The 26236-nt window shown below is 72.6% G+C and carries 24 protein-coding genes and 2 pseudogenes; 11 read left to right on the top strand and 15 right to left on the bottom strand.

Features of this window, described 5'->3' with window-relative positions; translation table 11 throughout:
* Nucleotides 1–48: 48 nt before the first annotated feature.
* The 4 genes and pseudogenes from EAO70_RS40475 to EAO70_RS27825 form a co-directional block, all read right to left on the bottom strand.
* Nucleotides 49–198, bottom strand: a pseudogene (locus EAO70_RS40475) (peptidoglycan-binding domain-containing protein); the annotation flags it as partial.
* A 183-nt stretch (nt 199–381) separates the two neighbouring features.
* Nucleotides 382–888, bottom strand: coding sequence for a DinB family protein (locus EAO70_RS27835; RefSeq protein ID WP_148005639.1), 507 nt, complete (start codon nt 886–888; stop codon nt 382–384).
* Between the two features lie 104 nt (nt 889–992).
* Nucleotides 993–1733, bottom strand: a complete 741-nt coding sequence (locus EAO70_RS27830; RefSeq protein WP_148005638.1) for a hypothetical protein — start codon at nt 1731–1733, stop codon at nt 993–995.
* A gap of 174 nt (nt 1734–1907) precedes the next feature.
* Entirely contained in the window at nt 1908–2687 is a 780-nt protein-coding gene (locus EAO70_RS27825) for a restriction endonuclease (RefSeq protein ID WP_148005637.1), read from the bottom strand.
* Nucleotides 2688–2947: 260 nt separating this feature from the next.
* On the opposite strand from EAO70_RS27825, the gene EAO70_RS27820 reads away from it, so the two are divergent.
* Together EAO70_RS27820 and EAO70_RS27815 are read left to right on the top strand one after the other, a co-directional pair.
* A complete protein-coding gene (locus EAO70_RS27820; protein ID WP_261993090.1) occupies nt 2948–3346 on the top strand; it encodes a hypothetical protein in 399 nt (132 codons plus the stop codon).
* Between the two features lie 282 nt (nt 3347–3628).
* A pseudogene (locus EAO70_RS27815) lies at nt 3629–3747 on the top strand.
* Nucleotides 3748–3865: 118 nt separating this feature from the next.
* Here EAO70_RS27815 and EAO70_RS27810 read toward each other — a convergent pair.
* Together EAO70_RS27810 and EAO70_RS27805 are read right to left on the bottom strand one after the other, a co-directional pair.
* The gene (locus EAO70_RS27810) at nt 3866–4663 is read right to left on the bottom strand and encodes an SGNH/GDSL hydrolase family protein (RefSeq protein ID WP_148005635.1); all 798 of its coding nucleotides are present in this window, start codon (nt 4661–4663) and stop codon (nt 3866–3868) included.
* Between the two features lie 145 nt (nt 4664–4808).
* Entirely contained in the window at nt 4809–5669 is an 861-nt protein-coding gene (locus EAO70_RS27805; RefSeq protein WP_148005634.1) for a PhzF family phenazine biosynthesis protein, read from the bottom strand.
* A gap of 121 nt (nt 5670–5790) precedes the next feature.
* Between EAO70_RS27805 and EAO70_RS27800 the strand changes: the two genes are divergently transcribed.
* From EAO70_RS27800 to EAO70_RS27785, 4 genes are all read left to right on the top strand, one after another.
* On the top strand, nt 5791–6132 hold the full coding sequence (locus EAO70_RS27800; RefSeq protein ID WP_261993089.1) for a hypothetical protein: 342 nt from the start codon (nt 5791–5793) through the stop codon (nt 6130–6132).
* 163 nt (nt 6133–6295) lie between these two features.
* Entirely contained in the window at nt 6296–6604 is a 309-nt protein-coding gene (locus EAO70_RS27795; RefSeq protein WP_148005633.1) for a hypothetical protein, read from the top strand.
* A 214-nt stretch (nt 6605–6818) separates the two neighbouring features.
* On the top strand, nt 6819–7946 hold the full coding sequence (locus EAO70_RS27790; RefSeq protein ID WP_148005632.1) for a hypothetical protein: 1128 nt from the start codon (nt 6819–6821) through the stop codon (nt 7944–7946).
* 111 nt (nt 7947–8057) lie between these two features.
* Nucleotides 8058–10376: a PP2C family protein-serine/threonine phosphatase gene (locus tag EAO70_RS27785; protein WP_187284073.1), complete on the top strand. Its 2319-nt coding sequence runs from the start codon at nt 8058–8060 to the stop codon at nt 10374–10376.
* 67 nt (nt 10377–10443) lie between these two features.
* On the opposite strand, the gene EAO70_RS27780 is transcribed toward EAO70_RS27785, so the two are convergent.
* Nucleotides 10444–10776, bottom strand: a complete 333-nt coding sequence (locus EAO70_RS27780) for an STAS domain-containing protein (RefSeq protein WP_148005630.1) — start codon at nt 10774–10776, stop codon at nt 10444–10446.
* Nucleotides 10773–14870 (bottom strand): SpoIIE family protein phosphatase, encoded by a 4098-nt coding sequence (locus EAO70_RS27775; RefSeq protein ID WP_261993097.1) that lies wholly within the window; start codon nt 14868–14870, stop codon nt 10773–10775. The genes EAO70_RS27780 and EAO70_RS27775 overlap by 4 nt, the downstream gene beginning before the upstream one ends.
* Before the next feature lie 481 nt (nt 14871–15351).
* On the opposite strand from EAO70_RS27775, the gene EAO70_RS27770 reads away from it, so the two are divergent.
* Nucleotides 15352–15708, top strand: a complete 357-nt coding sequence (locus EAO70_RS27770) for an STAS domain-containing protein (RefSeq protein ID WP_261993088.1) — start codon at nt 15352–15354, stop codon at nt 15706–15708.
* A 17-nt stretch (nt 15709–15725) separates the two neighbouring features.
* Here the strand turns inward: EAO70_RS27770 and EAO70_RS27765 are convergent, their stop codons facing one another.
* The 6 genes from EAO70_RS27765 to EAO70_RS27740 are packed head-to-tail and all read right to left on the bottom strand — an operon-like array spanning nt 15726 to nt 21924.
* Nucleotides 15726–17393 (bottom strand): fused response regulator/phosphatase, encoded by a 1668-nt coding sequence (locus EAO70_RS27765; RefSeq protein WP_261993087.1) that lies wholly within the window; start codon nt 17391–17393, stop codon nt 15726–15728.
* 11 nt (nt 17394–17404) lie between these two features.
* Nucleotides 17405–19237, bottom strand: coding sequence for an ATP-binding protein (locus EAO70_RS27760; RefSeq protein ID WP_410091447.1), 1833 nt, complete (start codon nt 19235–19237; stop codon nt 17405–17407).
* The gene (locus tag EAO70_RS27755) at nt 19234–20295 is read right to left on the bottom strand and encodes an ATP-binding SpoIIE family protein phosphatase (RefSeq protein WP_261993085.1); all 1062 of its coding nucleotides are present in this window, start codon (nt 20293–20295) and stop codon (nt 19234–19236) included. The genes EAO70_RS27760 and EAO70_RS27755 overlap by 4 nt, the downstream gene beginning before the upstream one ends.
* On the bottom strand, nt 20283–20705 hold the full coding sequence (locus EAO70_RS27750) for an ATP-binding protein (protein WP_148005627.1): 423 nt from the start codon (nt 20703–20705) through the stop codon (nt 20283–20285). The genes EAO70_RS27755 and EAO70_RS27750 overlap by 13 nt, the downstream gene beginning before the upstream one ends.
* A complete protein-coding gene (locus EAO70_RS27745; RefSeq protein WP_148005626.1) occupies nt 20702–21079 on the bottom strand; it encodes an STAS domain-containing protein in 378 nt (125 codons plus the stop codon). Before EAO70_RS27745 ends, EAO70_RS27750 begins: the two co-directional genes overlap by 4 nt.
* Entirely contained in the window at nt 21076–21924 is an 849-nt protein-coding gene (locus EAO70_RS27740; RefSeq protein WP_148005625.1) for an STAS domain-containing protein, read from the bottom strand. The genes EAO70_RS27745 and EAO70_RS27740 overlap by 4 nt, the downstream gene beginning before the upstream one ends.
* A 322-nt stretch (nt 21925–22246) precedes the next feature.
* On the opposite strand from EAO70_RS27740, the gene EAO70_RS27735 reads away from it, so the two are divergent.
* Entirely contained in the window at nt 22247–23428 is a 1182-nt protein-coding gene (locus tag EAO70_RS27735) for a spore photoproduct lyase family protein (protein ID WP_187284072.1), read from the top strand.
* A 20-nt stretch (nt 23429–23448) separates the two neighbouring features.
* Here the strand turns inward: EAO70_RS27735 and EAO70_RS27730 are convergent, their stop codons facing one another.
* A complete protein-coding gene (locus EAO70_RS27730; protein ID WP_315986251.1) occupies nt 23449–23811 on the bottom strand; it encodes an STAS domain-containing protein in 363 nt (120 codons plus the stop codon).
* 172 nt (nt 23812–23983) lie between these two features.
* On the opposite strand from EAO70_RS27730, the gene EAO70_RS27725 reads away from it, so the two are divergent.
* The 3 genes from EAO70_RS27725 to EAO70_RS27715 form a co-directional block, all read left to right on the top strand.
* Nucleotides 23984–24454 carry an ATP-binding protein gene (locus EAO70_RS27725; RefSeq protein ID WP_410091444.1) on the top strand — a complete coding sequence of 157 codons (471 nt, stop codon included), beginning with the start codon at nt 23984–23986 and terminating at the stop codon, nt 24452–24454.
* A 251-nt stretch (nt 24455–24705) separates the two neighbouring features.
* Complete coding sequence (locus tag EAO70_RS27720) at nt 24706–25602, top strand: alpha/beta fold hydrolase (RefSeq protein WP_187284071.1); 897 nt, start codon at nt 24706–24708, stop codon at nt 25600–25602.
* 33 nt (nt 25603–25635) lie between these two features.
* Nucleotides 25636–26236, top strand: a 601-nt coding sequence (locus EAO70_RS27715) for a GNAT family N-acetyltransferase (protein ID WP_148005623.1), incomplete at its 3' end; no start/stop codon positions are given.

The raw sequence follows: 26236 nt of genomic DNA, 5'->3' as shown, positions 1-26236 counted from the left end.
GCCGTGGCCCCGGCCGCGGCGGCTCGTCTCCGACCGGAGGGCGGCGCGGGTCTTCGGGCCGTACACACCCCTCTCCTCGGGGATGCCGTGGAGGCTCTGGAAGAGGCTCAGAGCCGCTTCCAGACGGGGGCCGAACACGCCGTCGGTCGATCCGCGGTACAGGTGGAGCCGTCTGAGCCGGCGCTGGAGCTCCTCGACCTCCGGCCCGGTGCTGCCTCGCTTGAGGAGCTGCCTGTCCGGCTGCTCCGGCGGGGGCGTACGGCTCGGAGACGCGGTGGTGTCGGGCCGCGGGGCGACGGTGCGCGTCGGTGGTACGGACGGCCGCGACGTGGCCCCGGGCCCCGCGCATCGAGCCCGCGCGAGCGAAGCGAAGCAAGCCCCCTACCGCCCGGTGGTGCCGTCGAGCAGCTCGCGCAGGATGTCCAAGTGGCCGTTGTGGCGGGCCGTCTCCTCGATGAGGTGGTGCAGGATCCAGCGCAGGTCGACGTGGAGCCCGTTGCGGATGGTTCCCCGTGCCTTCGTGTCCAGGTCGTATCCGGCAGCCAACTCGCGGTAGCGGGCGCTTTGTTCGGCGTACTCGTCGAGCAGCTGCGTGAGCGGGAAGTCGACGGCGATCCGCATCTCGCGGTCGGGATCCTCGTCGGTCATGGGGGCCAGGTCCTCCTCCCCGAGGAAGATGACCTGGAACCAGTAGTACTCGACCCAGCGGAGGTGGTTGATCACTCCGCTCATGGTCATCAGCGGTGACCCCGGCAGAAGCGCCTTGCGGGCGTTCTCCGGGGAGACGCCTTCGCACTTGGCGAGAGCGGTGCCACGTGTGTAGTCGAGAAACGTGGAGAGCTGGGTGCGCTCGTCCCACGCGGGAGGTGTGTCGTCGATCTTTGTCATCGAGCGAAGCGTCCCCGAGGACGGTGACGCGTGTCGAGCGCTTTTGCCGTCGGCCGCGTCCCGCCTCCCGCTTCCCGCATTCCTGGGAGGGCGGGCGTCAGGGTCTAGAGAGGCCCGGCTGTGCCCCGTCCGGGATGGCGCCACCACCAGGTTTCGAGATCCTCGACGTCGGCGAACTCCACCGGAGCGGCGTAGGGGGAGCGCCCCGCGAGAGCGAGGGTGTCCGTGCGGCGGACGACGGCGTGCAGCTCCTGCACCGACGCCATGGCCGCGACCTCGTCGATGCCGAACGGGCAGCCCGCAGGGCCGCCGAGGAGGTTCTCGCAGCCGAACGAGTACCACAGGGCGATGAGGTCGCGGTCCTCCTCCTTCTCCGCCGCGACGGCGACGTCGCGGACGACGTCGATGAGGGGGACGGGGCGGAGCGGGGCGGAGTCGGGCCCCTGGAGTTCGCCGATGTCGACCATGCGTTGCCACAGACCGGTACCGGCGTCGCAGTACAGGAGGGGCGGCTGCACGTAGCCGTCCTCCAGCCACGACTGGTAGCCGTCGAAGTCGGGAGCGTCCTCGTCGTACGCGCGCAGCCCGGTGAACTCCGTCAGTGCGTCGAAGTAGGCGGCCCGTTCCGCGTAGTCGGGGTGTCGGTCCATCGGGAACCGGTACGTGTACCCGCAGCGCAGCAGGGTGTCCATCACGCGGAACTTGGTGAACGAGCAGTCATAGCCGCGCTCGAAGGCGTACAGGACGGCGATCTGGTCGCGGAGACCGGAGTCGTCGCCCTGGCCGTGCTGGTCCAGGACCCGGACCGAGTCCGCGACCAGATCCTCGATGAGATGATCGGACATTCCCGGGTTCCTTCCCTGAGCGTTCATGGGCCGTCGCGTCCACGGGCTGTGCGGTCCCGCCGGCCGGCCGCGGAGGAGCATCCGGCGTGGGGTGCGGCCCTCACCCCCGGAGAGCCGAACGGCCCGCCCCACACTCTGCCAGGGGCGGGCGACATGCGGGAGTCCGATGTGGACTCAGGGTCGACTGAGGTCGAGGGTGTCGGCGATCAGGGTGGGTTCGGTCTGAGGCGCGGCCGTCTCCGCTTCCCAGGGCGCGGGCGTGACCTGGTCGGTCCACGCGGCCAGTGCGTCGCCGTCGACGCATATGATCCCGCACGTGGCGGCGTAGTCGATGGCGGGTGCGGTGAAGGAGCTCGTGGTCACCATCACCGCCACGTCGGCCTCGTGAATGGTGAAGCAGGTGCCGCCGAAGCGCTGCAGATCCTGGGAGCCCACCCGGTTGTCCGGTCCGTAGTGCTTGCACTGGATGACGACACGCAGGCCGTCCGTGGTGACCGCGATGACGTCCGCGCCCAGATCCCCGGCGCCGCCGACCACCTCCACGGGGGTGCAGCCGTCCCTGGCGCACAGGGCGGCCACCGTGTGCTCGAAGCCGTCCGCGTCGACCCCGGCGTGGTCCAGGGCCTCCCCGTCGACGTCGGGAGCGGGCGGGGCGAGCGGGGCGGCGGCCAGGTCGTACCGCGGGTGGCTGCGCTCGTGCCCGCGGACCCAGAAGGACGCCACGCTCCTCTTGGCGGCGGAGAACCCCACCGACAGCACCGCGAGGGCCCCGAGCGCCACGAGGACGGCGGCGGCGACCCCCGAGCCGCGGCTGCCGGCGGTCTGGGCGGCCTTGAAGAAGAGCATCAGACCGGCGACACATATCCCCACGAGTCCGACGGCGAGCACCAGGTCGCGCCAGACGATCCCCTGGCTTCTTCTGACCGGATCTCTGTCCCAGCTGGTCGCGTCCATGCGAACCCCTCCCTCAATCACACGTCGACCTGCCGTTTGTCCGTGCCCGGGGCACCGAAACATGTGAGGGGGAGGGCGCTGGGCCGTTCCTCCGCGGCCCGAGTCGTCGAGTGCGTGGCATGATCGCCGTATGACGAACCTTCGAAAGGCTCATGCCGCGTAGACGGCCCGGCGCGCTCCGCGCGCAGAACTTGGCACTCCGAAACCTGTGGCGAACTGACGGCCCGTACGCAACCACCGCGGGTCGCCGTGCTTTCCGCGTGGACGGGCTCTCCGGACCGGCGATCGCCGCGGTCCTGCGAGCGGAGGCGAGCCGTCCACCGGACGAGGGCCTGAGCCCCGGTGACACCGCCGCCGCCCTGCGGTGCATCCGGTGGTTCCTGGCCCGCCCGGGCCGGTACCTGTACCCGGAGAAGACGGTGTGCGGTTGCACGGACTGCGAGCGAGGATCGAACCCGGCGGCAGCACGGGACGTCCTGACCCTCACCCTGTCCCGTCTCCCACGCCACGCCCGTCGGGAACTCGCGGCCCTGGTGACCGGACTGGACGAGCAACTACGCCGCAGAACCCTCCCCGACCCCTTCGCCCACCGCCAGCCGTGGCACAGAGCCGGCCCCTGGTGGCACGCGCGGATCCACCACGAGAGTCACCATCTGTAGGGGGGCGGGCTACGGCCGGCACCCGCCACGTCTCAAGCCCACACCGCTCACGCCCCACACGTCTCAAGCCCACACCGCTTCGACCACGGCGTGACCCGCCGAAGCCGCCTGCTCAGAGAACTCGTGGAGGCACGCGTGATGTTCGAGGTGCTCCTGCCGGTCCCAGCCGAGGTCACCGAACTTCGTGTAGATCGCCTTCCGCAGGGTGATCGTCGCTGCGCGCCGCGGCTCGTAGTCAGTATCCTGAGCGGCAGTGGGGCTGCGCGTGGTCCCACAGGTTGCGTGCCGTGGCAGAGCGGTCCAATGCGATCGCCGTGGGGGAGGGCCCCTCCACGGCGGGTGACGGAGACGGGGTGGCCTTGCCCCTGTCTGTCTCGCGGGTTCGAATCCCGTCGGCACCGCAACCGCCCTGAGGGCGGGGAACCCTCCCCGCGGGACCGTGAACTTCCGTCCTGTGCCCGCCCGGCACTTGCACAGGACCGCGACCGTCCGGCTTCGGCTGAGCGGCGCCCCGGTCCCTCAGCGGGTGACCGGCGGCATCCCCACGGGCAGCAGTTCCGGGCGTCGGGCGGTGCGGCCGTCGCCGGAGGAGCGGCCGCGGAGGCGGCGTACCAGCCAGGGGCCCAGGAACCCGGCGGCCCAGCGGAGTTCGGCGGCCGCCATCCGTACCCCGCCGGCGGTCGCGGCCGCGTCGGGCCCCAGCTCCAGGGTCCACGAGTCGTCACTGCCCGGCAGGCCCAGCGCGTGTGCGAGGGCCGCGGAGATCCGGTCGTGCCCCAGCGGGCTCGCGTGCAGCCGGTCCTCGGCCCAGAAGCGCGGATCGGTGGCGGCCGCGTGCGGAGCGGCCTCGGCGAGGGCGACGCCGTGCCGGGCCGCGGCCACGCGTATCCGGTCGTTGAGGGCGGCGATACGGGGAGCGACGGGCCGGGCGATGGGCACGACACGGGTGATGTCGGGGATCGTGACGGTCGCGACGCGCGTACCCGCACCGGTGAGCGCCGCGAACATCGCCTCGATGTGCGCGGCCGTCTCGTCCGGGTCGAACTTGGGCCGCAGCAGGTCGTTGACCCCGGCGATCACCGTGGCGACGTCGGGGCGGAGGGCGAGCGCGGGGCCGAGCTGCTCCGCACGCACCTGGCCGGCGAGCCGGCCCCGGACGGCCAGGTTGGCGTACCGCACCTCGGGGCTGACCGCCGCGATCCTCTCGGCGAGGCGGTCCGCGAAGCCGCGCAGCCCCGTGACGTCGTCCCCGTCGCCGACACCCTCCGTCTGGCTGTCGCCCAGCGCGACGTATCGCACGTACTGCCCGTTGCTCATGCGCCTACCGTTCCTCCCGCGACAACAGCGTGCCGCACCCGAAGCGCATGGTACTCAATAAAGTGAGTAGTCGTTCCGGTGGATATGCGGCGGGGAGGGTACGAACGGAGGCAGCGGATGTCGCCCGACGGCTGAGCCCCGCGGATCAGGCCGGGATGCGCGTGCCCGCGCCGCTTACCCTGATCCGCCGGTCACCCGCCCGCAGCTCCACCGTGAGCACCCCCGGACGTCCCATGTCCTCGCCCTGGTGAAGGGTGAGCACGGTCGCCTCCGGTACGAGCCCCAGCTCACGCAGGTACGCGCCCAGTGCGGCCGCCGCCGCCCCGGTCGCGGGGTCCTCCACCACTCCGCCCACGGGGAACGGGTCGCGGACGTGGAAGGTGTCCGCGTCAGCACGCCACACCAACTGCACCGTGGTCAGGTCGAGCCGGTGCATCAGGGCCTCCAGGCGGGCGAAGTCGTACGCCAGGTCGGCGAGACGCTCCCGGGTCGCGGCGGCCACGACCAGATGGCGGGCGCCCGCGAAGGCGACACGGGGAGGAAACGCCGGATCGAGGTCGCCGGCCGGCCAGTCGAGGGCGGCGAGCGCCTCGGCCAGATCCTCGGGCGCGATGTCCTCGACGTGCGGCTCGACGCTGGTGAGCGTGGCCCGCAGCGTGCCGTCGTCCTGCCGTGTCACGGTGACCGGCACGGTCCCGGCGCGCGTGGTGAACACGAGGTCCCCCGGCCCGACGCGCTCACCGAGGGCGACGGCCGTCGCGACGGTGGCGTGGCCGCAGAAGGGCACCTCCGCCTTCGGGCTGAAGTAGCGGAGGGTGTACGCGGCGGAGGAGGCCCCCGTCATGAACGCGCTCTCGCTGTAGCCGACGTCGGCGGCGATCGCGAGCATCTCCTCGTCGCTGAGCCCGGCCGCGTCGAGGACGATCCCGGCGGGATTCCCTCCCGCGGGGTCGTCGGAGAAGGCGGTGTAGTGCAGGACCTCGGGGGTTTCCGGTACGGAGTTCACGCACGGGCAACCACGCACGGCCCGGCGTGATTCCCCGCGTCGCGACGCTCCTCCTCATGGTCGGCCGAACAGCTTCCGTCCGCCGCTGATGGACCGCGAAGATCGGGGTACACGGTCGGTCATGTCGACGAAGACCGAACGCCTCAAGTCCCTGCGGGCCGTACGTCAACTGCGGGCCGTACGTCAGCTGCGGCGGGTCCGCGGCTTCTACTCGGCCGGCGTGCTCCTGTGGGCGGCAGCCGCCGTCTGGACCGGATGGACCCATCCGGGAACCCGCCAGATGTGGGTCGCCCTGCTCCTCCTGGGGGTGTTCGTCGGTCTGCTCGCCACAGCCTCCGTCTGGCTGCGACGACTCCAGACCGCCCCGGGCGACATGCCCGCGCACCACGCCGCCGCCGGCCACGCGCGCGTGCTGCCCTCCGCGACCCTGGGCCATGCCCGTACCCATCACGCCGCCTCGTGACGCGTGACCGCGCCACACCACGTCAGCCCTGAGACCGACACCACGACGTACCGAATGATCACCGGATCCGGATGCCATGTCAGTGGCCATCCGGAGCACCGCCATCACGGAGGATGAGGGAAGCACCGCGACGCTCGTACTCCGTCCCACGCGAGGAGCTTTCATGACCACCTTCGTCATCACCGTTCCCGGCACCTTCACGTCGGCCATCACCGACGCCGAGCGCGCCGCCCTCGAACGGCAGCTCTCCCCCCAGCACACGGACGTGAGCGAGAGCGAGGGCGTGAACCTGCTGACCCTGAACGAGGACGGCACGTTCGCCATCCGCCTCGAGGTCGAGTCGACCGACCGCTACGAGGCGAAACTGGACGCGACGAGGCTCGTGTCGGCCGCGCTCCGGGAAGTGGGCATCGCGGAGTCCGACGCCGCACTCGCCCCGCCGGCCGTCACCGGGCAGGAAAGCGACCTCTGACATGCCGGGGCGGGCGGCTCCGGAGCACGCCGGGCGGCGCCAGAAGTTGCTGGCGATACGTCAGGGAGAGTCGCTGCCAAGTGAGTTGTCGTGGAGGCCCGCGCCCTGGCTCCCGATGATTCCCCGCGCGGAAGCATGAAACATTCGCCGTGGGTCGGCGCGTCAAAGAGGTGAGAGTACCTATGACTTCCGACTCCCTGCGAGGAATCAGCTCATGAACCTTTCCCTGCCCCGTGCGGCCACCACCGTCGCCGTCGGCCTCGCCTCCTTCGTCGGCGTCGCCGCGGCCCCCGCCGCCGCGGACACGCACACCTGGCGGAACGTCAGCCCGGCCGGCAGCCACGACAGCGTGCTGTTCGACGTCGAGACCGCCGGCGGCGCGACCTGGGCCGTCGGCGCGCGCAGCGACGCGACCACCCGTCCCTTCGCTCCCGTCGCGCTGCGCTGGACCGGCACCCGCTGGCAGGCGCCCCCGCAGCCCGCCGAGCACGGCCGCCTGGACGACCTCGCGGTCGGGGCACCCGACCAGGTGTGGGCCGTCGGCACCCGGAACGAAGCGGTCGGCGAGGACGACTGGGACCGGGGGCGCGCCCTGCTCCAGCACTGGAACGGGAAGGCATGGCGCGCGGTCGAGCTGCCCTTTCCCAAGGGTGCGCAGGACACGTCGCTGTCGGCCGTCGACGTGGACGCGCGCGGCAGGGTCTGGGTGCACGGCGGGTACACCGACGCGTCGGGCGAGTACCTCCCGGCCCTCTTCCGCGGCAGGGCCGACGGCAGCGGCGGCTGGAGCCGGCTCCCCGCCGACACCGGGCTCACCTGGGTCTCCCAGCTGGAGGTGGGCCCCGACGGCGTCGCCCTCGCCATCGGAGACGGCGTCTCACGGTTCGACGGCAGGGCGTGGACCAAGCAGACGCTGCCGAGCGAGCTCGACGGCGCCATGTACGACGGCATCGAGCGGCGGTCCGCGAACGAGATCTGGGCCGTCGGCCACATCCGGGACGAGAACCTGTGGCGCCGCCCCGTCGTCATCCGGTTCGACGGCCGGACCTGGTCCGTCGTCCGCACCCCCGCCGAGACGGGCCAGCTGTTCGACCTCGCCTTCGACGGCTCCGGCCGTCCCGTGATCGTCGGGGAGACCATGAACCCCGAGGTCAACCCGGCCGGGAACTACATACTGACCCTTGGCCCCGACGGCCGGCTGAAGCGTACGGAGAACCCGCGCGGAGCCGGATTCCTCTACGGCGCCACGACCGACGAGGCGGGCCGCGTCTGGACGGTCGGCGGCGCCGAGGGGGCCGAGGGCGGCATCTCCCCGTCGTCGTACGCGGGCATCCGGCGCTGACCGTACGCGAACCCGCGAGCCGGGGACCGGACTGACCGTCCACGAGGCAACCTCGCCGTCGTCGGTGTGCCCTGCACGCTTCCGCCCGGGGTCGTGAGCCAGGATCTCCGGGTGAGACCGACTCGAGCAGGGGAAGACGCCCGCGGGGCGGCCGGCGGGCGCGACGGCGGCGGAGCCGGGCCGGCCTGGGCCGTCCTCGTCACGGGTTTCACCCTGGGGGTGCTGGCGCCGACCCTGCACAACGCCACCCTGCCCCGCGCCGCCGCCGACATCGGCATCGACGTCCGGGGCCAGGACCTCGCCCAGGTACTCGTCGTCTGCGCTTCCCTGGCCGGGCTCTTCTGGGCGGGCCGGGCGGCGGACGTGCACGGCGCACGCCGCGTCGTCCTGTGGTCGTTGCCCGGGACGTGCCTGGGCGGTCTGCTCCTGGTGACGGCGGTGAGCCCGGTCCTCTACGGCGTGGGACTGGCCGTGGAGAGCGCCGCGATCATGGGCGTGGTGGCCGGGTACGTGGCCTCGGCCCCCGTACTCCACCCGACCGGGCGCCTCAGCCGGGTCGTCGGGGTCTCCTTCACGGCCCTGGCGCTCGCGCTCGCCGCGGGTGTCGCCCTGGTGCTCGCCGTCGACGGGGCCGGGAACTGGCGCATGGCGGAGGGGCTCCCGCCCCTGCTCGCCGCGGGCCTCTTCCTGCCGGCCGTCCGCACCATGGTGGACGAACGGCCGCCGACGAGGCCGCCACCGCGTGCGTCCACCGCCTTCGCCGTCGGCGGCCCCGTCGTCGTACTCCTCGGGGGCCTCCTCCAGGCCGCTCCGCTGCGCAGCTGGCTGGACGCCGGAGTGGTCACCCTCCTCGCGGGGACACTGGCGCTGCTCGTGCACTGCTGCTCGCCGGGCCGAGTTGGCCTCCGGGACCGGCCGCGTCAGCGGCGGCAGGAGCGGCGCGCATCCGCGGAGTCGCGCTCGCGCGTCGGCGCGGCCGTCCTGGCCGGGGGCGTCTGGGGGTTCGCGCAGTCGGCGCTCGCGACGGTGCTGCTGGTCCTGCTGACCGACCGGGGCGGCGCCCAGGGGGAGGCGCTGGTGGCGTGGGCGGGGTTCGGTGCCGGCTTCGCCGTCGCCGGGCTGTACGCGGCCCGCAGCGGAATCGGGGTGCGCCCCGCGGCGGCGCTCGGGCTGACCCTGGCGGCCGTCGGCGTGGCCGTCCTGCCGGTCCTTCCGCACGGGCACAGCACGGCGGCCACCGTGTGCGCGGCTCTGCTCTCGGTGCTGGTCGGCTTCGGGGTCATCCTGCCCCAGGTCCCCGTCGTCACCCGCTATCTGGTGGAGCTGCCCACGTCGGGGCGCGGTGTGACGGCCACGGCCTATCCGGCCTCCGTGGTCCTCGGCGGGGCCGCCGTCACCGGGATCCCCTACGAAGCGGTGATCGCGCCCGCGACCCGGGACGGCATCCTGGAGCTGCTGTGGATCACGGTCGTCGTCCTCGCCCTGGGCGCCGTCCTGCTGGGACGCTCGGCCGTCGCCATCGCCGTGGCGGGCGGGGCCGTCGCCCAGTACGTGCTGGTGACGGTGGTCAGCGAGGAACGGTACGCGCAACGCCCCCTCTCCCTCGCCGCGTTCGCCGGGACGGGCGTGATCGTCGGGCTCGCCGTCTGGACCCGCGGGCGCCAGAGCGAACGCCTGGCCCGGGCGCTGGCCGCCGCGACCGCCCTGCAGCAGGCGGTCCTACGGCCCCTGCCGGACCGGACCGGGGAGCTGGAGACGGCCGGCCTTTACCGGCCCGCCACCGCCGACACCGGCATCGGGGGAGACTTCTACGACGTGGCGCGGACCCCGTTCGGTACGCGGGTCCTCATCGGCGACGTCCGCGGCAAAGGCCTCCCGGCGGTGCAGACGGTCGCCGACATCCTGGGCTGCTTCCGCAGCCAGGCCCACGAGACGGAGGGCCTCACCGAACTCGCGGCCCGTCTCGACAGGCACCTGGCCCGCGCCGCGCTGTCTAGGCAGGACGGCGAACTCTTCGCCACCGCGCTCCTGCTGGAACACCGCGACGGCAGCGACCACCTCCACGCACTGAACTGCGGCCATCTGCCTCCCCTGGCCGTCGGCCCCGACCACGACGTCCGCGAAGTGCCGCTGCCCGCCCTCCTTCCCCTGGGGTTCGGCGGTCTCGATCCGCACACCGTCCCCTCCCCCGTACGCCTCGACCTCGCCGACGACACCGTCCTGATCCTGCACACCGACGGCCTCAGCGAGGCCCGCAACGCCGCCGGCGCGTTCTACCCCGTGATCCCGCGCCTGCTCACGGCCCCGACGAGCCGGCCGCGCGATCTGATCGCCCACCTGATGACCGGCCTCGCCCACTGGACGCACGACACCGGCGACGACATCGCCCTCATCGCCCTGACCAGACGCACCGATCCGCGACGGCAGTGAGGGGGGAGGGAGGCATCGACCGCGTCCCCGTCCGCCGCCGTCGTTCCGTCCGGGCTCCCGTGGTCCGTCACGCCTCCGGAGCCTGGGGCCCGTCGGGGCGGTCCGCGCCGGCCGGAACCTCGCGGACCGTGACGAGGCCGGTCAGGCCGGAGATCTCCAGTACGGGCAACAGGAGCCCGGTCGCCAGGAGTTCGACGTGCTCGGCGTGCGCGAAGAAGACGCTCAGGGCCGCACTGTCGAGGTACTCGACCTCGGTGAGGTCGACCACGACCCGGTCGGGGAGGGCCTCCAGGGCGGACGCCAGGGCACCGGAGTTGCTCATGTCGATCTCACCGACGGCCTTCAGCACCGTGGGGGCGTCGGGCCGCTGTCTCGACGTGAGGGTGAGAGGCGTGGTCATGGGGTGATCCTCGTATACATGTCGGCTGTGGTCCCGGTCGGCCCGGGGACGATGGTGACCTGGTGCATCAGGGCACGCATGAGCTTCACGCCCCGGCCGCGGAGCGAATGCGCCCCGGGTGCCGGTGTCTTCCAGCGGCCGGTGTCGGTGACCGTCAGCCGCAGTGTGGTCGCCGTGGCCTCCGCCCGCAGGTGCACGGCGTCACCGGGCGCGTCCCGGTGGCCGTGCTCGATCGCGTTCGCACATGCCTCTCCCGCCGCCACCAGCACGTTCTGCGCGGTCTCGGAGGGCAGCTCGCACTCCTGGAGCCAGCCGCGCACCGCCTGGCGTACCGGCGCGAGCTGCCCGGACTCGGCGGGGAACGTCATGCTCAGCGGAGCGGGACGGCGGTAGAGCAGCAGGGCGACGTCGTCGTCGTAGCCGTCCTCCGGCGCCAACTCCCCCATCAGGCCCCCCGCCAGCAGATCCAGGTTCTCGTCCCGGCCGTCCCGGAGCGCTCGCCCGGCCTTCTCGATGCCCCGGGTCAGAGGGACGCGGCGGCGTTCGACGAGGCCGTCGGTGTACAGCATCAGGGTGGAGCGGGCCGGGATCACGTACACGGCCGACGGGCGGGGCCGGCCCACCGCGACACCGATCGGACGGCACCGGCCCTGGTCAAGGAGACGGGTGGTGCCGTCCGGGAGGGCCAGCAGGCCCGGAGGATGACCGGCACTGGAGTACGTCAGGTTGCCCGCGCCGTCCAGCACCCCGCAGAACACGGTGGTGCAGAAGGCCCCGGGGATGCCGGTGGAGAACTGGTCCAGAGCCGACAGCGCCTCCGCGGGCTCCGCGCTCTGCATGAGCAGCGCCCGGCACGCGCTGCGCAGCTGCCCCATCGCCGTGGCGGCTGCGAGACCCCGCCCGACGCAGTCCCCGACGACGATGCCGGTCCGGCCGTCGCGCAGCGGGAAGGTGTCGTACCAGTCGCCGCCGACCTTGAGCGGTCGGCTCGCCGGCTCGTAGCGGACCGCGAAGCCTTCGGGCACCTGCGAGGGGCCGAGGATCGACTCCTGGAGCGCGATCGCGGTCCGGCGTTCCTGGTCGATCTGGTGGGCACGGGTCAGGGACTGGGCGAGGTGTCCGCCCAGGAGGGACAGCGTCAGCTCCTCCTCGCCGGTGAAGGGACGGTCCCGAGCGGGCGTGACCCGGAGGAGCAGCAGGCCTTCGGGGTGCTCCAGCAGGATGCCCGTACCGGCGTCGGTCGTGAGGGGGGTCAGCGGGGGCTGGTCCCGCAGGGCGGACAGAAGCCCCCGCGACGCGGCGCCGGGCTCCGCCCCGTCGCTCTCCTCGTGGTTCTTCTCTTCCCTGACGAGGGTGGGCACACCGTCGTCGGTGAACACGACGGCCGTGACGCGCCGGGCCTGCCACAGATCCCGCAGCGCGCCCAGGGCGCGGTCCAGTACGTCCGTCGGGCTCACGGCCCGGGACATGCGGGCGGTGACGGCGGCCAGCGCGCTCTCGCGCAGGCCGGCGTAGTGGTCCGCCGTGACATCGCGGAACGTGCCCGCGAAGACACGGCGGCCGGTGTCGGGGTCCTGGAGCCGCGTGCCCGCGACGCTCACCCAGACCCGGTGCCCGTCGCGGTGGGTGAGCGGCAGCGTCGAAGGCCCCGGGGAACGGTCCGTCGTCGTCAGCCGGGCGAAGGCGGTCTCGACCTCGCGCCGCTCTTCCGGGGCGGTCTGCGCGTCGGGCCACCACGGGGGAGCGGCAGGATAGGGGAGACCCTCCGGCCCGTACCCGAGGATGCCGGTGAAGGCGGCGTTCAGCTCGACGACCGCGCCCGTCTCGTCGCAGACGAAGAACGCCTCCTGCAGGGAGTCGACGAGCGCGGTCCGCCAGCGCGCGTGGTGGTTGCGCAGCCGTCCGAGCTCCACATGGGCGTGTACGCGGGCCAGCAGCTCGCCGGCCGCGAAGGGTTTGACGAGGTAGTCGTCGGCGCCCGCGCCGAGCCCCTCGACGGACGCCTCCTGGCCGGCGCGGGCGGACACCAGGAGGACGGGGACCGCGGCGGTACGCGGGTCGGCGCGCAGGGCGCCGACGAGTCCCAGTCCGTCCAGGCGGGGCATCATCACGTCGCTGACGACCAGGTCGGGCGTGTGGGCGCGGATCGCCGCGAGTGCCTCGAGCCCGTCGTTCGCCGTACGGACCGCGTAGCCGGCGCCGGACAGGAGCCGTACGAGGTACTCACGCATGTCGGCGTTGTCGTCCGCGACGAGGACGTGGGAGACGACGGGCGCCGCCGGGGCTTCGGCGCCCGCCGGCCGCGCGGTGGACCCGGCGGAGCCGGGCGGGGCGGGCGCGGAGTCGGGCGTCTCGCCGAGCCAGCGCATGGCCTCCAGGACGTACGGCTCCGCCGCACTTCCGGTCGCCTGTGTCGGGCGCGTTTCCGCCCGTACGTCCGCCGGGGCCCGTACGCCGGCCGAGGCCGGCCCGTCAGCCGAGTCCGGTCCGTCCGCCGAAGCCCGTACCTGTGCGTCCGGAAGAACCACCGCGTCCGCCGGCAGGTGCGCGGCGCCGAGGGGCAGGCGGATCGTGAAGCTGCTTCCCTGTCCCTCCACGGACCGCGCGTCGAGCGAACCGCCGTGCAGGGCCACCAGCTCCCGGGCGAGCGCGAGCCCGATGCCGCTGCCCTCGCCGGAGCGCGCGCGGCTGTTCTCGACGCGGTGGAAGCGTTCGAACAGGCGGGGCAGTTCGTGGGCGGGAACACCCACGCCGGTGTCCGTGACGCTCACCACCGCCTCCTCGCCCTCGGCCCGCACCGACACGTCGATCGTCCCCTCGAAGGTGAACTTCAACGCGTTGGACAGCAGGTTGAGCACCACCTTCTCCCACATGTCCCGGTCGATGTACACCGCCGCGTCCAGCGGGGCGCAGTCGACCCGGAAGCCCAGCCCCGCACGCTCGACGGCCGAGCGGAACACACTGGTGAGGTCTGCTGTGACCGTCCCCAGGTCCACCCGCTCGTAGCGGGCCCGCATGCGCCCCGCCTCGATGCGGGAGAAGTCCAGCAGGGTGTTGACGAGCTTGCCCAGGCGCAGCCCGTTGCGGTGGACCATGTCGAGCTCGGCGCTCATGGCGGTCCCCGCATCGGCGGCCAGGGCGCGCAGCTCCTCCACAGGGCCCATGATCAGGGTCAGCGGGGTCCGGAACTCATGGCTGATGTTGGCGAAGAAGGCCGTCTTGGCGCGGTCGAGTTCGGCGAGCTGCTCCGCCCGCTGCCGCTCGGCCCGGTAGCTCCGGGCATGGGAGATCCCGGCGGCGAGGTAGCCCGCGACGAGTTCGAGGAAGGCCCGGTAGGTGTCGTCGAGCGGCCGGTAGCGGTTCAGGCCGACCACCAGGAAGCCGTACGGGGCGGTGCCCTGCCCGAGCAGGGGGAGGACCAGGGCGTGCGTCGCCGGGGCGGGCCACGCTCCCGCGGGCAGGTCGGTGTGCGCCGGACCGTCCAGCGCGACCAGCGCCGGAGCCTGCTGCCCGGGCCCTTGCGGCGGCCAGGGCGCCGAGGCGTCGGAGGCCTCCAGCCGCGGGGGAGCGGCGGGGTGTCCGGCCGCGATGCCGCTGGCCGCCGCCAGCCGGGCCGAGCCGTCGTCCTCGAAGAGGTACGTGAGGGTGAAGGGCAGGTCCTTGTCGTTGCGGTCCAGCTGTCGCCCGGCGAAGGCGACCATCTCGCGCTCGGTCAGCAGCGCACGGGGGTCCGAACCGAGGTCGCGCAGCGTGCTCATACGGCGCTCGGCGATGATCCGGTCGGTCTCCTCGCTGACCACGCAGAGCACACCGGCCACCCGGGCCTCGTCGTCGTGGAGCGGGCTGTACGAGAAGGTGTGGTAGCTCTCCTCCGCGAAGCCGGAGCGCTCCACGAACAGCAGCAGCCCCTCGTCCCAGGTCGCCTCGCCGCCGGCGAGGACGTGCTCGACGCGGTGGCGGACGTCCTGCCAGATCTCGGCCCACACCTCGCTCACCGGGCGGCCCAGAGCCCAGGGGTACTTGCCGCCCAGCGTGTCGCGACGGTAGGCGGCGTTGCAGAAGAACGTCAGCCGCGGACCCCAGGCCATCCACATCGCGAACCGCGACGACAACAGGATGCTCACCGCGGTGCGCAGACTCTGCGGCCAGGTCTCCGGCGCGCCCAGGGGCGTGGCGTCCCAGTCGACCGCCGAGAGGTCCCGGCCGATCGCCTCGTCGGCCGCGAACACCTCGTGCACCGGGGTCCGCGGGGTCCGGGTCTCGTCGCTGTCATCGCTCACGGGTGGCCGACCTCCTGTGTGCGGGCGGGCACGCCCCTGCTTCTCGGATCCCGGCGGTCACGGCCGGGGACCGGTGTTCTCCCGGGCCGTGCCGTGGCGCGTCGGGACGGGATGGCCGGCCGCGGCGTGCCGCGGGGGCCGGGCACCGCGAGATCGTCGCATGATCCGTAGGATAAGCCTGCAATTGCACAGACTGGTGTGGGTACACGGTTCGCGTGGCAGAGTTTCCCCGGCCACTGCACAGGCGGTACCGCACCCGCGCCATCCGTACGCCCTGAGCCGCACAGGAGATCCGGTGACCAACCACGTCCTCACCGTCAGCACGCAGGACGACGCTTCGGGTGCCCGCGTCCTCGTCGTGAGCGGGGATCTCGACTACCACTCGGCTTCGCTCCTCTCCGGCGCCTTCGAGGAGCAGGGATTCGCTCCTGGAACGCGGTATGTCCTCGACCTGACCGAGCTGATGTACTGCGATTCCACCGGCATCACCGTCATGCTCAGCGCCTACCAGCGGGCGCGGGCCGCCGGGTGCGCGCTGGAGATCGCCGGGGTGAACGACGACCTGTCGCGCGTCTTCCGAATCATGGGCCTGGACCAGGTCTTCACCCTGGTGCCGACGGTGGAGGAGGCCCTCGGCCGGCCCACCTCCTGAGGACACGGGCGGGACCGTCAGCAGGGCGGGCCCGTCACGCGCGCGGCCATGAGCGCGACATCGTCCTCGCCGTCCGGGGGGAACGCGGCCAGCAGCCCCTCGCAGATGTCCTCCACGTCGGTGGGCAGCTCGCCGAGCGCGCCCGCCAGACGCTTCAGGGAGGCCTCGATGTCCTCGTGACGGCGCTCGATCAGCCCGTCCGTGGTCATGACGAGCACGGCGCCCGGCTCCGCCGCCACCTGGACCGGGGCCGGCTGCGGAAGCCCCAGGCCCAGGAGCGGACCGTGGTCGTGAATGAAGCGCACGCCGCCGTCGGGGGAGCGGAGCAGCGGCGGCAGATGGCCCGCGTTGGAGATGTGCAGCGTCCCGGTGCTCGCCTCGATGAAGACGATGCAGAGGGTGAGCGTGAGGCGGGCCTCCACGGCGGCGAGCAGGTTCTCCACCCGCTCGAGGATCGCCTGCGGCGAGTGGCCCTCGATCGCGTAGGCCCGCAGGGCGTGCCGGACCTGTCCCATCAGCATGGCGGCGTCCAGGGAGTGCCCCGCGACGTCGCCGACGGCCAGCAGCAGCCCGCCCCGGGTGGGCAGGGCCTCGTAGAAGTCGCCGCCGATCTCGGCGTGCTCACTGGCGGGCAGATAGCGCACCGCGAGTTCGGCCAGGACGGACCGCGGCAGGGAGTCAGGAAGGAAGCTCCGCTGGAGGGTCAGGGCCAGGTCGTGCTCCTGGGTGTAGCTGCGCAGGGCTTCCAGGGCGAGTGCGCAGGCCTGCGCGAGCTGGGTGAGGAGCTGGGAGTCGTCGGGGGTGGTGACCGCGTCGGCGGGGACCACGAGGCAGACCGGCGGCCGGCCCGGCTTGGCCCGCGCAGCGGCCACGACGAGTCCGCTTCCCGCGTGTTCGGCGGGGAAGCCCGGCCAGGCGTCGGCCTCCATCGAGAAGAGGCGCGAGCCGGCGCGGTCGCCGAGGGATTTGGCCAGGGACAGCTTCCGTACGTCGACGAGGGCGCCGCCCTCCGGCACCGGCTCCCCGTCCTCGGCGACGCCGGGGAGGACTCCGGCGGGCCGGCCCGGGCCGCCCTTCCCGGTCGCCGAGAGGGGGTCGCCGTGCGGGGAGACGAGAGCAGCGACGGCGGTGGTGCCCAGCACGACGGCCGCGCCCTCGGCCGCCGCCCGGGCGACCTCGGCGGCGTCCTCCGCGCTGTAGAGCTGGAGCGTGGCCTTGTTCAGGTGCAGCAGGCGGTCGGCGAGCCGCTCGGCCCGCCGACGGGCGCGGGCGTAGCGCAGGGTGGCCCCGACCGTCGCGAGGAGTTCGTCGGGAGCTATCGGCTCCGTCAGATAGGCGTCCGCACCACGGTTGAGGCCCTGGGTCCGGTCGGTGGTGGTGATCGCGGACGCCGAGACGTGGATGACGGGGAGCGCCGCGGTCGCCGGGTCGCCCTTGATCCGCTCGCACACGTCGAAGCCGGTCATGTCGGGCAGGCGCACGTCGACGATCGTCACCTCCGGCAGGGACGCCCCGGTCCGGAGCATCGCGAGCGCCTGGGTGCCGTCCTCGGCCTCGACGACCTCGTGGCCCGCACGGGACAGGGTCGTCCGCAGCACGTAGCGGTTCGTCGGGTTGTCGTCCACGACCAGGACGGTCGCGGTGGAGTTGTCCGAGTAGTCCGGACTGGACGGATCGGGGATCACGCGGTGGTCTTTCATCTCTCGGGGGCGGCGTCGTCCACCGGGGTCGTCCGGCCGGTGGGGGACGGAGCGAGGCCCAGGGCGAGCAGGATGCGCTCACGGGTCAGGTGCGTCTTGCTCAGCACGGACCGCGCGTGCGTGAGCCGGGTGCGGTCCACCTCGCCGGGATCGCTGGAGGTCAGCACCACGACGGGGATGCGGGCGGTCAGCGGGTCCCGGGCCAGGGCCGTGAGCAGCGCGTACCCGTCGGGCGGGGGCATCACGAGGTCGACGAGGATCGCGTCGGGCGGGGAGCCGCGGACGACGTCGAGCACACGGGCGCTGTCCGCGATCTCCGTGACGTCCTGGGCCACGCTCGCCAGCGTCGGGCGCAGCAGGTCGAGGAAGGTCGCGTCGTCGTCCACGACGACCAGCGAACCCAGCGCCGCCGACGCTCCGGCCTCCGGCTCCCCGGGCCCCCCGCGCCCGGCCGGATCCCCGCCCTGGGCGTCGAGACGTGCGGGGATCTCCACCCGGACGACGGTTCCCTCGCCCGGTGCGCTGCTCAGCGAGAGCGTGCCACCGAGGATCGCGGTGAGCTTGCGCGCGTACGGCAGTCCCAGTCCGGTGCCCGAATGCCCGCGCTGATGCGTCCCCCGGACCTGGTAGAACTCCTCGAAGACCTGCTCCTGCTCGTCCACGGGAATGCCGATGCCGGTGTCCGTCGTGGTGAAGGCGAGCCAGCTCGCCCCGTCCCGCTCCTCGCACTCGACGGTGAGCCGGACCTCGCCCTCGGTCGTGAACTTGAGGCCGTTGGACAGTACGTTGCGCAGCACACGGGTCAGCATGACGTCGTCGGTGACCAGGTACGGGGGATCGGCGAGATCGGGGATGTCGAGGCGGACACCCTCGTGGGCCATGCCCCCCAGCGTCCCCCGGAGCTGGTGCAGCATCGTCCGCAGATCCGTGTCCACGGCCGAGGGTTCGAGACGCCCCGACTCGGCCTTGGCGACGTCCAGCAGCTCCTCGACGAGAGCCAGCAGCGTGCTCCCGGAGCCGGCGATCAAGGAGAGCTGCTGACGCTGCTCCTCGGTCGTGGGATCGGCGTCGGGCGCCAGGAGAAGCCGGGCCAGCGCGATGACGGAGTTCACCGGGGCGCGCAGCTCGTGGCTCACGTTCGCCCAGAACCGCGTCTTCGCCTCGCTGGCGAGCCGCAGCTGACGCGACTTGTCCTCCAGCTCGGCGTAGAGCGCGACGACACCGGTGTTCGTCTCCTCCAGCTCGGCCGAGAGCTCGCTGTACAGGGCGACCACACCCTTGTTGGTCTCCTCCAGCTCCGCGTTGAGCCGCTGCAGCTCCTCCTTCTGCGCCCTGGACTCCTCGAGAGCCTGCAGGAGCAGCCGGTTCTGCGACCGCAGCTCCTCGGTCATGCTGAACTCGGACGGACCGTGGAGCTGCTCGCGGATCCGCTCCAGACGCTCGCGCGAGAGGTCCTGCGAGGAAGGCAGTCGCTGTCCCACCGTCAGCGTGTTTCCTTCCTCCGACGTGGTGTACGTGCACCGGTCGAGCAGCCGCTCGGCGGCCCGCAGCGTCGAGGCGTCGGGGCGGCGTGCGCCGGACCAGGTGAAGCGGGCGACCAGTTGCGCGGCCTGGCCGGAGCCGGGCGCCGCCCGCAGGAGGACCCGGAATTCCGGGGATCCCAACAGATCACGTGCCACCTCGCTCAGTACCGTCACCACGCGGACTCGTTCGTGCCCCTCCAGTCCCAGGGCTCTGGTCAGCGACTGTCCTTGACGCCGGAGTTCAAACACGTCCCTGTCGACGGACAGTGTGCAGCCGCCCACGTCGTACGGATCGACCGGTCTCACGGAGTGGCCGCCCGGGCGACGAGGATTCCGGCGTCGTCCCGCCGTACGCCGGCCTGGGCCAGGATGTGACCGGCGATGGTCGAGGGGCGCCTTCGGAACAGGCCGGGGAAGTCGGCGGGCGACCAGCGGTCGCTCAGCCCGTCCGAGTGCAGGACGAGCACGGCACCGGGGTCGAGGCGCCCCTGGAAGCTGCGCGGGGCCGGCATCTGGTGACCGACGATGCCCGGCAGGGAGAGGAGCCCCTGCCGCTTGTCGCCGTTCACCACGCAGGCGCTGATGTTGCCCACGCCACAGTTCTCGACGGTGCCCCGGGTGAAGTCGGCGCGGGCCACCGAGACGGCCGCGCCCCGGGTCCCCTTCAGCTGGAGGTGCATGGCCCGCAGGATCTCCTGCGGCGACCGGTGGGCGTTCGCCCGGAACGCGGCCCGGGCCCGCTCGCCCGCCAGGGCCGCCAGCGGCCCGTGCCCGAGACCGTCGCACAGCATCGCGGTGACGACGGGGCCGCCCTCAGCCAGGTCCGTACGCGCGGACCAGCTGTCCCCGCACACCGTCTCCCCGCTGATCGGCCGCGTCAGCCCGGCCACGGCGGGCTCCGGCCCGGCCGACCCGTCGTCCTCACGCACCGACCAGAAGCGGGCCAGCAGCGTCGTGCCGCTGCCCGCCACCGAGTACACGTCGAACGCGTCGGCGGACCGCGCGATCGCCCCCATGCCGACCCCGAGGGTCCCGCTGCTCGACGTCCCGTCCAGGAGCGCGCTCCGCAGGTCCGATATCCCCGGACCGCTGTCGAGGGAGAGCAGTTCGACGGCCGCGCGGTCGGGCAGGGTCACCACCCGAAGCGCGAGGGCCCCGTCCCGGGCGTGCTTCTGCAGATTGGTGGCGGCCTCCGTCACCGCCAGCTCCACCTCCGCGACACGGTCCGCGGACATGCCGACGCGGTGCGCCAGGCGAGCGGCCTCCCTGCGCGCGACGGCCCCCAGGGCGGTGTCGAGACGCAGCCAGACCACGTCCTCCGCCTCGGTGGTCGCGCCGACGGCGGGCGGGTTCACCGTGCCCACTTCAGCACGGTCACCGTCGTACCGACACCGGGCACCGAGACGAGCTCGAACTCGTCGACCAGGCGCCGCGCCCCGCTGAGCCCCAGGCCCATGCCGCTGCCCGAGGTCCAGCCGTCGGTCAGCGCCAGCTCCATGTCGTCGATACCGGGGCCGGTGTCGACGAACCGCACCCACACCCCGACCCGCGCCATGTCGCGGACGACGGCCGCGTGCGCCTGCCCGCCGCCGCCGTAGATCAGCGTGTTGCGACCGAGCTCACTCGCCGCGGTGACCAGCTTGGTCTGGTTGACGAGCGACAGGCCCGCCTGCTGCGCCAGCAGCCGGACGGCCTGACGCGCCTTGACCACGTCACCGCTGGCCTGGATCAGGACTTCTTCCCGGGTGGCCGCGTCGGCCGGATACTCTCTCACCGGCTGCCCGGCCGTGTCGCCTGGGAACGCCGCAGGTACCCCAGGCCCAGTTCGAGGTTGAGCGCCGTCCGGACGCCCTTGAGGGATAGTCCGAGCTCCACCAGGGTCATGGCCACGGCCGGGCGCATGCCGACGACGACCGTCTCCGCGCCCAGGACCCGGGAGATCGCCGCGGTGGTGGCCAGCATGCGGCCGACGAAGGAGTCGACGATCTCCAGCGCCGAGATGTCGATGATCACCCCACGCGCGGAGTGGGCGACGATCTGCTGGGACAGGTCGTCCTGGAGGTCCAGGACCATCTGGTCCTCCAGGTCGAGCTGGATCGAGACGAGGAGGACGTCCCCGATCTTCAGGACCGGTACGCGATCGCTCACAGCAGACCTTCCGCACGGGTCGCGGCGGCCTTGTCGATCTCCGTGAGGGCGTGCCGCAGGGCGTCGGCCAGGGTGGCCTTGGTGGGAATGTCGCCGAACTCGATGCCGAGCCCCACGATGGTCTGCGCGATCTGCGGCCGGATGCCGGAGATGACGCACTCCGCGCCCATCATCCGCGCGGCCACGACGGTCTTCAGGAGGTGCTGCGCGACCTGGGTGTCGACGGCGGGGACACCGGTGATGTCGATGATCGCGTGAGCGGAGTTGGAGTCGAGCAGCGCCTGGAGCAGCTTCTCCATGACCACCTGCGTACGGGCGGAGTCCAGCGTCCCGACGAGCGGTACGCCCACGACCCCGTCCCACAGCTTCACCACGGGGGTGGACAGCTCCAGCAGCTGCTGGGACTGCGCGGAGATGATCTCCTCGCGGGTCCGCGCGTACTCCTCCATGGTGAACAGACCGAGATCGTCCAGCAGGCGCGCGAACTCGAGGTAACCGTGGACGTCGTCGGCGGAGCCGCCGACGAGCAGGGGCTCCACGACCCGCTTGAGAGCGAAGACGCTCACCGCGGTCTCGGAGGGCGTGAAGCCCTGCCGGGCACGGCTGCGCGACAGCTCGACGAGCAGACTGCGCACGACCGTGTAGCCCTCGCCGCGGCCGGAGAACCCACCGGTCGCCAGGGCCTCGGTGATCGCGTCGTACAGCTCGCCCAGCTCGCGCCCGAGCTCGACGGTGCTCAGCCGGCCGTGCAGGGAACGCGCGACGTCCTCCTCCCACCGCGCGAGCAAATCGGCACGACGTGACGACATCAGGTCCAGCAGCCGCTTCGCATCCGCGCTGTCCATCCCAGTACCCCTCCGCATCCCACAAAGCCTCAACTATCCCGGTCGACAATACGGCACCGAAAGCCCAGCTGAGCGTGCGCGTCCGACCCGCACTCCCCGCCCCGCGCAGCCGCCGGCGCACGGCCCGGAGACCGGCGCGCAGACACCGTCCCGCCTCCCTACCCTCGATCTCCGCGGTGATGTCACGACGCGGGAGGGCAGTCCCGGCGTCCCCGCGGGCCGGCCCCCGCGATCTCCGTAGGGTGGGGTCAGACGTCCGGGCGACCGCCGCATCCGGGCGGTCGCGCGGGCACGGCGGATGGCACGAGGGCGGTGGCGCGGGATGCGGCAGGGTGGCGGAGAGCCGGGCGACGAGCCCGACGGGTTGTTCAGCATGGGCGACCTCGCGGCCGCCGCCGCGCCGGAGGAGGCCGCCGCCGACCGCCGGTTCCGCGAGGAGCCCACGGCCCGCAGGCTGCTCGACGTGGAGCGGATCTACGCCGAGCCCGCCGCCGCGGACTCGCTGCGGGGGCGGCAGATCATCGCGAGGTTCCCCTCGGCCCGGGTCGTCGAGACCGAGTCCCACTGGCGCATTCCGCACCTGCACGGGAACGAGGGCCAGGTGGAGCGATGGGTGAGGGTCAAGCGGGAGACCCTGGTCCTGGGCGAGCGGAAGTCCTTCGGGGTCCGGCCCAACGGGCGCTCCGCCGACTGGATCGCCCCGGGCCTCTCCAACGGCTGCGCGATGGCCTGCGCGTACTGCTACGTCCCCCGCCGCAAGGGGTTCGCGAACCCGATCACCGTGTTCACCAACGTCGATCGCGTCCTCGCCGCCATCGGCCGCCACATCGCGAAGGCGGGGCCCAAGGACACCCCGAACCAGTGCGACCCGGACGCCTGGGTCTACGACGTCGGAGAGAACGGAGACTGCTCCGTCGACGACCTCATCAGCGACAACACCGCGGACCTGATCCGGGCGTTCCGGCGCTGGCCCACGGCCAAGGCGTCGTTCGCGACCAAGTTCGTCAACCCGGACCTGCTACGGCTCGACCCCCGGGGCCGCACCCGGATCCGGTTCTCCGTGATGCCGCCCGACGACTCCCGGCTCCTCGACATCCGGACCAGTCCCGTCGCGGACCGCCTCGCTGCCGCCGCGGACTTCCTGGACGCGGGGTACGAGGTCCACTTCAACCTCTCCCCGGTGGTCATCCGCCCCGGCTGGGAGCAGGCCTGGGCCGACCTGCTGCGGACCATGGACGACGTGCTCGCGCGGCGGGTGAAGGACCAGGCGGCGGCGGAGATCATCCTGCTGACCCACAACCAGGACCTGCACCAGGTCAACCTCGGCTGGCACCCGCGCGCGGAGGACGTCCTGTGGCGGCAGGACATCCAGCAGCCCAAGCGCTCGGAGAACGGCAGCTGGAACGTCCGCTACCGCGTCGCCACCAAGGCCGAGGCCGTCGACACCCTGATCCGACTGATCCAGGAGCACGCCCCGTGGCTGCGGGTCCGCTACGCCTTCTGAGCCCGGCCCTTCCGGGCGCGTCAGCTGTTCAGGGCCTCTTCCACGCTGCGGTGACAGGGGATGACCGCGTCGATGCCGACCAGCTCTATGACACGGTTCACGGACGGTGTCGCCGCGGCGACCCGCAGCCATCCGCCCACGTCCGAAAGATGCTGGTTCACATAGATCAGGACGTTGATGCCGCTGGAGTCCAGGAAGGTCACGTGCTCCAGATCCGCCACGACGCGTGACGTCTCCTCCCGTGCCTGGAGAGCGTCCCGCACGACGTCCTTGGTCGTGTGGTCGATCTCTCCCGTCAGACTCACCACACGGACCCCGTCGGCCACACGGTGCTGTACGGACAGTCGGCCGGTCCGGTCCGCTTGCTCGTTGCTGGTCATCATCTCCCTCACAGCGCCTACTCTTACCTACCGGGGCGTGGGCCCGCCGGTGATTCTGCCCCACCGGCGCAGGCCGCGTACACCAGGACGGTCCCCCGAGAACGGGGCCGCTCCGGCGGCCGAACGGACACGCGGCGGCGGCGCGCGTGGACGGGGCAGAGGACGGAGCAGGCGAGTGGAACCCCTCGAAGGCACGAACGACACCGTGCAGCTCGGACACGCGGACAGACGGGTGCACTGTGCCTCCTACGCGCTCGACGGCAACGACGCCGGCTGCATCGCCGACGCCCGTCACCACGCGGCGACCTTCCTCGGTGAGGCCGGAACCCGGCACCGCCTGCCGATCTCGCAGCGCGTACGCGACCTCACCGCACTCGTCGTGAGCGAGCTCGTCACCAACGCCCACAAGTACGCTCCCGGCCCCGTCCTCATGGAGCTGCGGATCCACGCCGGCAGCGTGGAGGTGAGCGTGTGCGACACCCGTCCCGCGGTCCCGGCGGTGCGAGGCGTCGACCCCGGCCGGATCGGCCAGCACGGCATGGAGATCATCCAGGCCCTCGCCGACCGGCTGTCCATAGAGCCGAGACCGGACGGCAAGCGCATCACCGCCCTGCTGTCCCTGACGGGAGCCACCAGCCCGGCCTAGGGCCTCGTCGTCACACTCCGCGGCGCCTCGTCCCCGCGGCGAGATCACCGAGCGTGGCGAGGACTGGACACCGGCCACCCGTATCCCTTTGTGGATCACTTTCGTTGGCGCTGCATGAACGTCCCCAGCGTCACCCGCATGCCCACACGGCACTGCCGCTCCCCCCGTGCGGCCGCATCCTGGGAACCGACCGCCCGCCGCCACGCGCCGGCCGCCGCCACCGCCGCACCGTCCGCCCCCGGGGAGGTCCGGTGAGCGAGGAGACCCTGCGGCTCGAGCACGAGGGCTTCCGCTACTCCTGCCGTGTCAACCGCCGGCCCGATCACACCGCCGCACCCGTCTTCCTCTTCGGCGGCGCGCTGCACCGCAACCACGGATGGGCCCGGAGACTGGAGAAGGCCCTCCCGCCCCGCACCACGGTCGTCACCGTGGACCTGCCGGGCTTCGGCGCGGCCGACCCGCTGCCCGCGTCCTACGACGCCTCCTTCCTCGCCGCGGCGGCCTGGCAGGCCGTGGACCGCCTGGGCTTCGCGCGCTACGACCTGGTGGGCCAGTGCCTCGGCGGCTTCGTCGTCCAGCACATGCTGCGTGAGGCCCGGCCGGAGGTCCGCCGGGTCGTCCTCTCCGGCGTGTGCGCGGGGCCCTGGCCCGGCCCGCAGCTCAAGGCCGGGCTCCAGAGCGCCGAGGTCGCCAGCGACCGCGGCGACCGCGCCACACTCCTCGACGTGGCGACCCGCCTGTTCTTCGGCCCGGCGGCGAACGAAGACGCGACAGGGCACCAAGGCCCCGTACCGCAGTTCCGGGACCGGATCGGATCGCTCGACCCCGCCGTCATGGAAGACCTGAGAAGCCACCTCTACCGCCAGTGGTTCCCGACGACCCTCCCGGCACCGTCCCTGCCCGAAGCGCCGGTACTGGTCTTCACCGGGGTCAACGACATCCTGACGCCACCCCACGAAGCCCACCGGCTGGCCATGGGCTACCCGCACGGCAGGTTCACCGTCGTCGAGGACGCGGGCCACATGATCCACGTCGAACGCCCCGACCTGTACGGGCAGATCGTGGCCTCCCACCTCGGCGACCGTGGCGAGACCGTCCCGCACTGCCGTCCGCTCGACGCGTCCGAACGGTTGGAGCAGCTCACATGACGCCACTCCCGTGCCTCCGCAGGCCGGTCGCCCGTGGTTAGGGCGGCCGCGCACCGGCGCGGACGGTTCGTCGTACTGCGGGAGTTGGCGGAGGACGACCTCGACCGGGCGGCGGAGATGTGGGGCGACCCCGACGCCACGCGCTTCCTCACCGCGGAACCGATGACGCGGCAGCAGGCCGCGGAAGCCCTCCGCCAAGCCCGGCTCTCGGCCGCCGCGCCCGACCGCAGGACCTACCACCTGGCGATCGCCCAGCACGACGACGTCCTCGTCGGCAGCGTGGCCGTGAACCTGGAGGGCAGGAGCAGCGCGTACGTCCATTCGCTCGTGCTGCACCCGAGGGCGCGCAACCTGCCCCTCGCCGGCGCCGAAGCGGCCCAACTCACCGCGGCCTTCTGCTTCGACGACCTCGGGCGGCACCGGTTCTGGTGCATGTGCCGGGAGGACAACACCAGCGCCAGGCGCCTCTACGTCAGTCTCGGAATGAGCCACCAGGGCCTCTTCCGCGAGGTCGACCTGAAGGAAGGCCGCCGGCACAACCACCTGGTCTTCGACTGGCTCGCCCCGGAATGGGAGGACCGGCGCAAGCCTCCGCCGCAGCGGCGACACCCCGACGTCGTCATCGCACGTCCCC

Source organism: Streptomyces sp. adm13(2018), from assembly GCF_008042145.1.
In the GTDB taxonomy this organism is placed as follows: Bacteria; Actinomycetota; Actinomycetes; order Streptomycetales; family Streptomycetaceae; genus Streptomyces.
Note: the sequence above shows the minus strand (reverse complement) of the source record. Positions and strands in the feature narration are given on the sequence as shown.